7 protein-coding genes are annotated in these 10,230 nt (G+C 66.4%); 3 read left to right on the forward strand and 4 right to left on the reverse strand.

The genetic code is table 11. The features are described 5' to 3' along the window. Nucleotides 1-422: 422 nt before the first annotated feature. Nucleotides 423-596 carry a hypothetical protein gene (locus ACFXN1_RS50380; RefSeq protein ID WP_379446733.1) on the reverse strand — a complete coding sequence of 58 codons (174 nt, stop codon included), beginning with the start codon at nt 594-596 and terminating at the stop codon, nt 423-425. Between the two features lie 390 nt (nt 597-986). Continuing rightward, entirely contained in the window at nt 987-1,916 is a 930-nt protein-coding gene (locus tag ACFXN1_RS50385) for a tyrosine-type recombinase/integrase (RefSeq protein ID WP_379464107.1), read from the reverse strand. A gap of 706 nt (nt 1,917-2,622) precedes the next feature. Here ACFXN1_RS50385 and ACFXN1_RS50390 point away from each other — a divergent pair. Next, nucleotides 2,623-2,760: a hypothetical protein gene (locus ACFXN1_RS50390; protein WP_379403907.1), complete on the forward strand. Its 138-nt coding sequence runs from the start codon at nt 2,623-2,625 to the stop codon at nt 2,758-2,760. An 83-nt stretch (nt 2,761-2,843) separates the two neighbouring features. Here the strand turns inward: ACFXN1_RS50390 and ACFXN1_RS50395 are convergent, their stop codons facing one another. Then, complete coding sequence (locus ACFXN1_RS50395) at nt 2,844-4,610, reverse strand: GNAT family N-acetyltransferase (protein ID WP_379438038.1); 1,767 nt, start codon at nt 4,608-4,610, stop codon at nt 2,844-2,846. 59 nt (nt 4,611-4,669) lie between these two features. Between ACFXN1_RS50395 and ACFXN1_RS50400 the strand changes: the two genes are divergently transcribed. Together ACFXN1_RS50400 and ACFXN1_RS50405 are read left to right on the forward strand one after the other, a co-directional pair. Continuing rightward, nucleotides 4,670-5,449, forward strand: coding sequence for an alpha/beta fold hydrolase (locus tag ACFXN1_RS50400; RefSeq protein WP_379390393.1), 780 nt, complete (start codon nt 4,670-4,672; stop codon nt 5,447-5,449). A 1,326-nt stretch (nt 5,450-6,775) separates the two neighbouring features. Beyond that, nucleotides 6,776-8,335: an alpha/beta hydrolase gene (locus ACFXN1_RS50405; RefSeq protein ID WP_379438037.1), complete on the forward strand. Its 1,560-nt coding sequence runs from the start codon at nt 6,776-6,778 to the stop codon at nt 8,333-8,335. A 318-nt stretch (nt 8,336-8,653) separates the two neighbouring features. On the opposite strand, the gene ACFXN1_RS50410 is transcribed toward ACFXN1_RS50405, so the two are convergent. Further along, nucleotides 8,654-10,048 (reverse strand): ATP-binding protein, encoded by a 1,395-nt coding sequence (locus ACFXN1_RS50410; RefSeq protein WP_379464109.1) that lies wholly within the window; start codon nt 10,046-10,048, stop codon nt 8,654-8,656. Nucleotides 10,049-10,230: the final 182 nt, after the last annotated feature.

The raw sequence follows: 10,230 nt of genomic DNA on the forward strand, positions 1-10,230 counted from the left end.
TCCCTGCTCACCCACACGATTGCACGGACTCACGGTCGTTCGCCGTAGATCAACGCTAAACCGCCGCGACCGATCCCCGAAACCCACAAGCTTCAGGGCTGACATCATCGCCCGCCTGCACGACGGCCCGCGCGGGGCAGGTACCTGGGACAGGGCACGTGCCACATCGAGTTCGGCGGCGGCCTCGTCGGGAAGGTGGAAGCGGACTTCCTGTCAGGACCGGCCCCGGTGGCTCCGTTCCTCGGACCGTCGGTTGAATTCGCCAGGGAGAAGGCGGAGTTCGCAGCAGACCGTCGGCGGCGCTGGTTCGGGTCGTGAGATGAACGGCCAGTCCCGCCGTTCCACCCGCCTGTCGCCATCAGCAAGGCCAAGACCGGCGATCCCCCTCTTCCACCACGCCACGCCGCGAGCCGATCCGGTCTTTACGGCCGGGTCCGGATCTCCCGGCTCGTGCCGCGGTACTCGGCGATGACGATGTCGCTGCGGCGCACGGTGACGTCGTAGATTTCGTTGCGCCCGCACCGTGCCCGCTCGACGGCTTCGGCCCCGGCGGTCGTCGGCTCGAGGGTGATCGACCCGTCGGCGCGACAACTCATCGGCCACGTCCGGACATCAAGCCGGGCAACAGAATCCGACACACGACAAACAAATCACAACAACATGAGACATGGTCTTAAGTGCCCACAGCGCGCTCAGGCGCAAAACACCGCACACGGAACCAGTCAGTGACTAGCCCCCGCGGCGGGACTCGACCGTGGGCGGCCGTGGCGACATCTCGCCGTCGAGCTGGGGCCATTTTGGGGCCACGCGTTATGACCGCCCATGAACGACCAGCACCGAACAACCGTACAACTTCGACCCTTATCGCGTGTGACGTGCACAAACGCGTCCCTGGGATAGCTGGGGGTCAAGTGGTCGCAGGTTCAAATCCTGTCAGCCCGACCAAGAAACCCCCTTCCGATCAGGGTCGGAAGGGGGTTTTCTGTTTACTCGACCAATCGGAGTTGGGGACCATCTGGGGACCGATTCGGTGCTCGGAGGTGAATCGACAGAAGGTTGCCGTCATGCTGGAGCGCCTTCTTGTCCGGGTGTAGGTACCGCTGGGTGATGCGAGGGTCGGTGTGGCCGGCGATCTGCTGAAGCCGATGCACCGGTACACCCGAGTCGGCGAGCCATGTGAGGCCTGTGTGCCGGAGGCTGTGCCTGCGCAGGTGCTCGTATCCGAGCTTGGCGACCACCTCGTCCCAGTGGGTTGCGCGCCGCAATCCGGTGACCTGAATCCGCCCGCCGCGCGGCCCGACGAACAACCGGGCATCGGGCTTCTTGCCGGCGGCCGCGATCCGCTTTTCCACCAATGGCCGCAGCTGTTCAATAATCGGGATCGAGCGGGCGCGTCTTCCTTTCGTCCCTTTGTCCTGCAGCCCGCCGGGTCCCAGCGTGGTCTGGCGCCGTAGCGTCCATAGCCATTCATCGGTGTCGATATCACCGACTCGGCAGCCGGAGACCTCGCCGATTCTCGCCGCGGTACACGCGGCGAAGATAACGACGTCGCCCCAGCCCTGATATTCATCAGACGAGGCGGTGACCCGCGCACCCGCGATCTCGGTCAGCGTCTGCCAGTCCGGCAATACGAGGGCCCGAGGGTTGTCCAACTCATCCTCGAAGCGCTCGTACTGCCGCTGCCACCCGGTGACGTCGACGCGGTTGCGGTCGATCACCTCGTCGCGGACGGCCTGATCCATGACCCGTCCCAGCGCGGCCAGGGTGTTCTTGACGGTCGACTTGGGTCGTCGATGGCTAGAGCCTGCTCCATCGCTCGATCCAGCGCGTTGCGGCACTCGTCCGCCTCGGCCGATGCACACCGTCGATGTAGCGGCCGACATTGGCGTGCTTTGGATGCACAGGACGGCCGCCATCCTGCTCGCTGTACTGCCGCATCCTGTTGGCAAGCCCTTTGGGCCGGAGCCCTACCTCGGCCAACACGGCAGCCAACCGCTCGTTCTTTTGCCCCACAGCAGATACACCCCGACCTGCCGCCGAATCTCCTGTCGCCCAGGAGCGAATATCGCTGTCCTGCATAGGATTTCTCCAGGATTCCTGGCGTTTCCACCCGTTTCGGGCATCGTATCGCAGAAGGCCGACACCCGTGCGCAACCGCAATCGGAGACCCTCGAGAAGTCCTGCGCGATGTATTGGAGGTGGAATCTGCTGCAGGACAGTCGGTTCCCTCAACCACCGAGCCCAGGTACCTATGCATTGGTATGACGAACCCACCCAGCGGTCCCCGGAGGCCGTCGCGGACAAGCGGGCGCCCAGGAAGTTCGCCGGGTGGCCAACCTCCCAGGCGGAGCAGGTTCGAATCCTGCCGAGGCACGAACCTGCGACAGAGGTTTCCGCAGTTCAGGGCGATTTGCAACGTCGCAGGGGCCGTAGTAGGCCGACGTTGGGTAGCACATCCCAGGTCGGATGTCGCAGGTTCGTGCCTTGGGTCACCAACCCGCGACACGGAATTCGGCATATTGGTCCGCCTGCATCTCGAGATGCAGTGCCTGGCACGGATTCTGTGGTCGCACAGAGCCGTCGGTGCTTGTCCGGTTCGGACAAGCCTGCTTCGAACGAGGCGTGGGTGATGTCGTGGCGGGAGCGCAGGGTGTCGGGGTGGTCAGCGGCCAGGACCCGCATCCGGTCGACGAGATTCTGTTCGAACAACTCGATCGCTTCGGTCACGCAGCCCGCCACCGGAATTCGTCGCCCAGCTGATCGGCTTGCCACGGCGGTTCAGTCACCACCGGAGGTTGGACGAGGCGCCCCTCTCGCGCCCCTGAGCGAGCGCCGGGAATCGGTCAGAGCGCCCGCTTCAGCCCGACGTGGCTGTTGTCGTACCCGAGCCGCGCATAAAAGGCGTGAGCCCGCTCGCGCGCACGGTCTGTGGTGACCTGCGCGAGTGTCGCACCTCGGTGCCTGCCGTGGTCGTGTGCCCACTCGAGCATCGCGGTTCCGATGCCGCGAGAGCGTTCCGAGGCAGCGACCCGGACTCCCTCGATCTGGAGGCGGGTGGCGCCGCCGCGGGAGAGCCCCGGAATGATGGTGAGCTGCATGGTGCCGACGATCCGGTCGCCCTCGTCCCGGACCACGGCCAGATAGTGCGACGGGTCCCTGGTGACGGCGTCGTATGCCTCCTCGTAGCGGGAAATTTCGAAACCTTCGCGGGTACGGCCGATCTCGTCGTCGGAGAGCAGCGCGACCAGCGCTGGCACGTCGGCACGCCCCGCCCGCTGCACACGATAGATCCGGTCGCCGAGTCGGAGCCGACCACCGACCGAAGCCCGTGCCCGTGACTGCAGTCGGGCGATCAGCGTGTCCAGCCAGGCGCCGACGTGGCGCCGGGCTTCGGGAGTGTCCGGATACCGGCAGCGCAGGTGCAGCCCCGCCTCGTCGAGGATGAACCAGAGCATCACACCGTCGGTCCGAATCGTCGCGCCGACGTACTGCGCCTCCAATCCGGTCGCGTCGACTCGCACCGGCAGCCGACGCAGGTCCAGCCACGAAATCGCGAACATCCCCGGCGCCTCGGGCATCCCGCCCCACGGACGCAGGATGTCCTCCAGTGGCCAGGACCCCATCCGGACGGCCTCCTTCACCGCCTCCGCGCTGGCACGGGGATCGGGGTCGGCCGACTCGAGCACCGAGTTGGTGATGAACCACCCCACCGAGTCGTGCCAGGTGGTGTCGTACCGACTGTGCACCGGAAACACGGCCCGCAGTGCGGTGCCGGCCAACTCGTGGGTCACCTCGGTCATCGCCCCCACCACCAGCGCCAAGGTCGAGACGCCGTCGTCGCGGGCCTGCGCCGAGAACGCGGCGCTGTCGTCGACGTCGAGGACATCGCGCACCTCCACGCGCTCCTCCTGCAACGTCGCCTCACCCAGCGGCAGCGGGAACCGTGGCATCACATCGCCGCTGCCCGCCAGCACCTCAGCCCAGCGGCGGTGCACCTCGTCGGGTGCCGGCGGGCGGTCCCGCAGCGCGCGGGTGTGCTCCGCGAAGGCGGGGGCGGGCGGCAACGACGGTGCACGACCCTTCTGCACCGCGGCCAGCGCGGTGAGCAGGTCGCGGGCGATCACCAGCATCGACCACATGTCGACGTGCGCGTGGTCGGCGGCGACCACCACGGTCGGCCCTACCGCGGTCTCGAGCACGCAGAGCCGGTACGACGGACGACCGTACGGTGAACAAGCACGGTCGAGCACGGCGCGGAGCGCATCGTTGACCGCCTGCCCCGGAGCGATCACATGCTCGACCCAGCCGCCGGGGAGGATATCGACCTCGTGCAGCCGAGGCTCGCCGTCCTCGCCCGGCACGAAGACCGACCGCAGCGTGCCGTGCCGCTCGATCACCGCCAGCCAGGCGGTCGCGAGCTCGTCGGGCGGTACCGGCGCGGAGAGCCTGAAGGACAACGCCATCCAGGATCCCGCTCGGTCGCCGGCGCCGACGTGGCGTCGCTGGTCGAAGGACACCGGAAGTGACCGGCCCACCCGACCGGCAGTGACGTCGAAGCCCAGCAGGCGGCCGAACGGCAGGCGCAAGTGCGCGACGTTGGTCAGCCGCATGACGGTATCCTAGGCTCCTTCCCGAGCGATCGCCGTCTCACCAGCACCCTGGAGCCGCCGTGCCGACCTTCCGTGTTCCCGGCGCCGACCTCGACGTGGAACTGAGCGACGAGGGCGGCCACCCCGTCGTCCAACTCCACGGCCTCACCTCCAGCCGCCACCGCGACCGTCTGATGGACCTCGATCTCGGCCGCGGACTCAGCGGAACCCGACTGCTGCGGTACGACGCGCGCGGCCACGGCCACTCGACGGGCCGTACCGTCCCCGAGGACTATCGGTGGCCGGTTCTGGCCGATGACCTGCTGAACCTGCTCGACCACTGGTTCCCCGGTGAACAGGTGCACGGTGTCGGTCCTTCGATGGGCACCGGGACACTGCTGCATGCCGCTGTCCGCGATCCTGCCCGATTCGCCGGTCTCACCCTGCTGGTGCCCGCGACCGCCTGGCGCACCCGCGCCGCGAAGGCCGACATCTACCGGAAGAATGCCCGTTTGATCGAGGAGCAGGGACTCGACGCCTTCCTCGGTGCCGATCTCACCGTGCCTCGCCCGCCGGCCACCGTCGGAACGCCGGAAACCGTGCCGGATGTCGCCGAGCACCTACTGCCCTCACTGTTCCGCGGGGCAGCAATGAGCGACCTGCCCGCCCCCGAGGCGATCGCCGCGATCGAGGTGCCGACCACGGTGTTGGCCTGGATCGACGACCCCGCCCATCCGGTGTCGACCGCCGAGGCCCTGGTGGACCTGCTGCCGACGGCCACACTGGAGGTGGCGCACACACCGGCCGATCTCGCACGCTGGCCGAGCATCCTGTGCGAGGACGTAGCACGACACGGGTAGGCACGACGCCCTAGCGATTCGTTCTGGGGCCAACCGCACAATACGATTGCCCGTGCCCCACAGCTCGCCGTCGGCCGGTCCGACTGGGGCCCGAGCGCCCAAATGTACGCTCTGGCTACACGGAACTGATCGAATCGGTCCCAGGACGGGTGCATAACAGCCGAGCGCCAGCCGGATCTCGTGTGGCGCAGCGCCAGGCCGCACGCCCCGCGCCCGCCGGTGATGCCACCACCAGCGTCGTGAACAACGTTGCGGCACAGAACTATTCGTTGCCATGCGCTTGTGGTCGGCTCCGCCGGTGGTTAATCACCGGAACGTCAGCAACACATATCTACCAATCGAACCTCCATTCAGTAGTCATGGTGACGTGATCCCTGCGTAGTCGAGCCGCTTCGGACTGCATAAGGTGTGCGGGCCGTGTGGGTGTGTGCGCTTCGCCGACAAAAGCGATGAATTCGTGGTGCGGGCCGGCTACCCGGACCACCGCCGCAGATCTGCTCTGCACCGCGAATGATGCTTCTGGGCAGACGTTTTCAACCGAAGCCGGTAGCGTGTGCGCTGCGCGGACGTCGAGCCACCGGCCGTAGCCGGAGCGGCGCGAAACCAGACATGGCACGTTGCCGTGCGAAGGCGAGGGGGTTCGATACGGCAACAACCTGAACAGTAATCCCCGTTGCCATTTCGGCATCTTTTCACTGTTCTGAGATCGTCGCCGCCGTTTCGCCGACCACCGTCCGCAGGCAGTCCGCAGGCGCGCCAGATCCACCCAATCCCACCAACGAAGCCAGCGGAAGATCCCCTGCTCAGATGTCGAATCCCCCCAAATGCCAACGTCACCCGTCACCCGCAAACGTCGAGATCAGCTACCTTGAAAACCGTCGTGGTTCACACCACCGTGGGTTCAAATCCCACACCCACCGCAGGTCGGGCGCGGTCTCTACGATCATCGCCCCTCGACGAGAGGCTCCGTCCGCAGCGGTACATGAAGCCGCGTTCGGCCTGGTCAACGGTGCGCGTCGGGGTTCTCGCCGCAGGTCGTGGCGTCCAGGGAGTTGCCGAGTCCGGCCGTAGGACAGACGGGCGAGCCCGATGTCGGGGCACACGCCGCAACCCTCGGACCTGAGATGGCTCATTTGGTTAGTCACCGGCTTGTGTGCGGTATCGATCGGACCACGCCGGTGAATCGACCTAACCAGGCATTTGCCGCGTGATCGGCTACGGTTCGGCGTCGAGGGTTCCTTGTGAGACAGCCGCGCATTTTCACCGTGACGATAGCGAGGATCTGTGACGAACCGCGCTCGTTTCACCCGATGCATAGTGGCATCCATGATGGTGGCCGCGGCTGTGGCCTGCGGCGCCGCGCCCGCCACGGCTCAGCCGTCGGATGAGGCGCCTGGGGGAACGCCTGCCGCGGTCTGGACCCCGTGCCCCGACCACCCGGATTTCGAATGCACCACCGTGCCGGCACCATTGGACCACCAGCATCCCGACAGGCGCACGATCGAGCTGGCGGTCATCCGACACCGGGCAACCGACCCCGCGCATCGGATCGGCAGCCTGCTGTTCAACCCAGGCGGGCCGGCAGGAGCAGGCACCACAGTCCTCCCAATCGCATATCCGCTCTTCCCACTCCAGATCCAGGAACGGTTCGACATCGTCAGCTGGGATCCGCGCGGGGTCGGTGAATCGACCTCCGTCCAATGCTTCGACGATAAGGCGGAGTTCGATGCCTGGTTCGCGCAGTTGCCTGTGGGGTTTCCGGTCGGCCACGAGCAGGAGCAGCGGTGGATCGACCTGTACGCCGAGCTCGGCCGGGGTTGCGAGCGGCGTGACCCGGCCTTGTTGCGGTTCGTCTCCACCACCGACTCGGCGTACGACATCGATCTGCTGCGCAGAGTCCTCGGCGAACAGCTGGTGACCTACTTCGGGGTCTCCTACGGGACGCTGCTGGGCGCCACCTACGCCAACCTTTTCCCCGACCGGGTCCGGGCGATGGTGCTGGACGGCAATATCGATCCGTCTGCGTGGTACGACTGGAATCCGGTGTTGTCGACCTTCCTACGGCAGGCATCCGACCTGGGAACGGCCAAGACGCTGGAACAGTTCTTGAACCTGTGCAGCCAAGCAGGCCCGATCCGCTGCCCGTTCTCGGCCGGCAGTGCGGTGGCGACCCGAGCGAAGTACGAGGCACTGCTGCACCGCCTGCTCATCCACCCGCAGGACGGGTTCACCTACGCCGCCACCGCCAACGCCGTGCGCGCTAATCTGTATACCGTCCATGCCACCGCCGGTTCCCCGGCGAACTGGACGGCGCTGGCCGAGCTGCTGCAGCAGCTGTGGCTGGGCGCAACGCCGCAGATGCCCGACCCGGGCGAGAATCGCCTGGTGGACCGGTCCTCGACAGCGCTGAGCGACTCCTCCCGGGAAGGTTCGGCCCAACAGCAAAAGTACACGGGCGTCGAGCAGCCCTTGGCGATCATATGCGGCGAGAGTCCCAACCCGCGCGATCCGCACAGCTACGGCGCCATGGCGAAGTTCAGTACCGTTCGAGCCGGTACGGTCGGGCCCTTCTGGGCGTGGGTGACCGAGGCGTGCTCCACCTGGCCCGCCAAGGCCGCCCATCGCTACACCGGCCCGTGGGGCCGCTCCGCGACACCGATCCTCACCGTCAACGCCATCTACGATCCCGCCACCCCGTACCACAACGCCCTGGCCATGACCGCCCAACTGCACAACGCCAGGCTGCTTACCGTCGCTGGATACGGGCACACCACGCTGTTCAACCCGAGCAGCTGCGCGAAAGCCTACGAGAGCGACTACGTCATCCGTGGCGCGCTGCCCCCACCCGGCACGGTCTGCCAGCAGGACGTCCCACCGTTCACTTGACACCACCTCCAGCAGATCCACCCCGACAGGCTGACGACCAACGGCGCCGATCACAATCGCGGCGGTGGCCATCTGGTGGCCGCACGGCGTGCGCGCCACCGAACAATGCCTGGTCGCAAGGACGCTGGGCGAACTACGTGCTTTCAGATCTCCGAAGCCGCGGTACCGATATCGCCGGACGTATGCATCAAACGGTGCGGCACAGCAAGACATTTGAAACCCACCGGTCCCGAGCTAGCGGGTGGTCTCGGCGATCGATGAGGCGATAGGCGGCCTCGAGCTTCCCCGGGTACCGGAATCCATTGCCGGTCGGCACGGTCAATGAGTCTGTCGTTCGGCGTCTTCTGCGATCCAGGCCGCGATTTGCGCGCGGGAGGTGAATCCGAGTTTGGTGAGGATGTGCTCGACGTGGCCCTGGGCGGTGCGTTGGGAGATCACCAGTTTGGCGGCAATCTGCTTGTTGGTGAAGCCTTGCGCGATGAGGTCCGCGACCTGGCTCTCACGCTTGGTGAGAGCCGCGGTCGCACCCGATGTGGGCACCGTGTCGGCGGGTGCCTCGCCGAGTGCATAAGCCACGGCATCATCCATCCCCATCGCTCGGCCTTTGCGGAAGGCCGCATCGAATCTGCGAGCGCCGAGAGCGGATCGCGTTGTCCGGACACACTCGTCGTGATCGCCCACCGTTGGCAAGATGGGCGAGGGGTTACCCATGGACCGCTGTAGTTCCTCTACGGCTCCCATCAGTACGGCTGCACGCTCGGCGTCGCCTTTGGTGCCGACAGCCAAGGACAGCATCTCGAGGCTCATCGCGGCGAGGAGCGGACTGCGCATTCGCCGGTTGACCCGCAGTGCATCCTCGAACAACTCGGCCGCCCGGGACCGTTCACCTTGCCGCCAGGCGGCGACGCCCAGGCCCCACAATGCGGTCGAGCGGAAGAGCGATTCACTGAACTCTTCGGTGATGGAAATCAGCTGCTGGTGACACTCGATCGCCGCTTTTGTATCACCGGCCAGTGCGTTTACCGCACCGAGCACTGCCAAAGCCCCAGCGTAAAGAAATCCTTGCCGATTCGAGCTGAGCATCCTGACAGCGCGTTCCAACGAGGAGACCGCCAGAGCAAGCTCACCGCGATAGAACGCGAGGGTGCCGTCGGCGTAGGCGCTCAGTGCCTGGGTCATCGGGGTGGGAACCTGTTCGGCGAGCACGCGTCCCTCCTCGGCAAGGGCGGCAGCCGCTGACAAGTCGCCCTGCAGCACTGCCATGATGCAGCCGGCATGAAGCGCTCTGACACGGTCGGGTACGGATTGGTGGGCAGGGTGGTCGAGGAGCAGGTCGATCCAGCGGCGGCCTTCGCTGTACAGACCTCGGAAACTCCAGAACATGAACAGTGCTGCGGCGGTCTGTAGTCCGGCTTCGGCTGCCTGCTCGGTGTTCTCGGCCAGGCTGTATTCGAGCGCCTCGCGCAGGTTGGGTTGTTCGCGTTCGAGCCTGGCGGTCCAGTAGGGCTGCCGGTCGCTGATCCATTCGGCCTCTGCTGCCAGCGCCAATTGCTGGTACCAGTCGCGGTGCCGCCGCCGTAGTTGCTGATCCTCGCCGGACTCGCGCAGCTTCTCTCGGCCGTAGTCGCGGACTGTCTCCAGCATCCGGAACCGCACCACACCATTCGACTCCTCGCGGATCACAATCGACTTGTCCACCAGCGAGGACAGCACATCGACCGGATCCTCGGGAGCAAGGTCGACGCCGCACACCTGTTCAGCGGCGTCGAGTTCGAAGCCTCCGGCGAATACCGACAACCGGGCCCACAACCGCTGCTCGGCCGGGGTGCACAATTCGTAGCTCCAGTCGACACACCATCGCAGGGTCTGCTGCCGGGTCGGCGCGGTGCGGCTGG

The organism is Nocardia sp. NPDC059154, assembly GCF_042755705.1.
GTDB lineage: Bacteria > Actinomycetota > Actinomycetes > Mycobacteriales > Mycobacteriaceae > Nocardia.